The 1,386-nt window shown below is 69.9% G+C and carries 1 protein-coding gene and 1 pseudogene; both read right to left on the minus strand.

Annotated features, from left to right (window positions below; all coding sequences use genetic code 11):
- Position 1 precedes the first annotated feature (1 nt).
- Positions 2-232 (minus strand): annotated as a pseudogene (locus RZ84_RS40170) (hypothetical protein); the annotation flags it as partial.
- A gap of 49 nt (positions 233-281) precedes the next feature.
- A complete protein-coding gene (locus tag RZ84_RS00050) occupies positions 282-1,349 on the minus strand; it encodes an FAD-dependent monooxygenase (RefSeq protein WP_043262604.1) in 1,068 nt (355 codons plus the stop codon).
- Positions 1,350-1,386 lie beyond the last annotated feature (37 nt).

Consider the following 1,386-nt stretch of genomic DNA (forward strand, 5'->3'; position numbering starts at 1 on the left):
ACTAGGGCGCGTATCGAGTCGTGATCAATCGGTGGTCCTCGTGAGGAACCTTGAGCCAGATCATCGCGGCGCGCAGCTGGGGGCCGGTGAGGTAGCTACCCGGGGTCTTGTCATAGCGGGCGGCGATGCCCCGTCAAGCCTTGAGTTTTTTGATCAGGCGCTTGATGGTGTTCGTCTCCTTGTAGAGGGCGACGTCGTGGCTGACAGGCCGACCACCCAGGCCCCCCTTTCTTCCTCCGGTTGGCGGCCTGGCAGTTGCCTCCAGAGGGTCTTGATCGGGGTCAGTGCTGCGGGTCGCCGCCGCCGAACATGGCGACGGCCTCGCGGCCCTTGGCCTGGTTCTCGGCGACGTAGGGGCGCAGCTCGGCTTCGTAGGCGGCGAAGGCCGCGCGGTGGTCGCCGTCGGCGGCGGTCAGGTGCCGGGCGAGGGAGCGGGCGCCGATCAGGGCCTGGGAGGTGCCCATGCCCGCGGTCGGGGCGGCGCAGTAGCCGGCGTCGCCGAGCACGGCGACGCGTCCGGTCGACCAGCGCTCCAGCTGGACCTGGCAGGTGGAGGCGAAGTAGAAGTCCTCCGCGTCCTCCATGGCCGCAAGGAGGCGGGGGACCTCCCAGCCGCGGCCGGCGAAGGCTGCGCGCACGGCCTGCTGCTGCTCGTCGCGGCTGCGCCGGTCGAGGGCGGGCGAGTCGGTGGCGAAGGAGAGGCTGACGGTGAGCCGTTTTGGGTCGCCGGCGCTGAAGAGGTAGACGGCGGCGTTGCCGGCGACCTGCAGCATGCCCTGGTGGTCGAGGCCGAGGAAGTTGTCGGTGGTGAAGCCGGCGCCGGAGAGGCCCAGGTGGTGCAGGGCCTGCTCATGGGGGACAAGGGCAAGGCGCCGCACCCGGGAGTAGACGCCGTCGGCGCCGAGGACGAGGTCGAAGTCACGGGTGGCGGCCTTCTCGAATTCGACGGTGACGCCGTTCTCGTGCTCGGTGAGGGCGGTGATGGTGTCGTCGAAGAGGTACTCGGTGTCGTCGGCGGTGATGCGGTGCAGAATCCGCGTCAGATCGGCCTTCGGGACCTCCAGTTCGCCGGCGAATGCCTCGGCGGGCAGCTCGCCCGTCTTCTCGCCGGCCTCGTCCACCAGGCTCGTGCCGCGCATACGGGGGTCATGCCCGCGCACCTCGGCGAGGATGCCGAGCTCGTCGAGGACATCAATGGCCTCGCCGCGGAAGTCGACGGCGTAGCCGCCGCCCCGGACGGAGGGGGCGCGCTCGACGACGGTGACGCAGCAGCCGGCGCGGTTGAGGAGGTGGGCCAGGGCGGGTCCGGCGACGCTCGCACCCGAGATCAGAACCTTGGTGTCGTTCATGGCGAGGACACTAGCCGCGATTTGACCATTTGGTCAA

This window comes from Streptomyces sp. CT34 (assembly GCF_000805335.1).
In the GTDB taxonomy this organism is placed as follows: Bacteria; Actinomycetota; Actinomycetes; order Streptomycetales; family Streptomycetaceae; genus Streptomyces.

Bases quoted from the DNA above. Each gene is read 5' to 3' on its own strand.
- RZ84_RS00050 (WP_043262604.1), bottom strand. From the start codon at position 1,349: ATGAACGACACCAAGGTTCTGATCTCGGGTGCGAGCGTCGCCGGACCC.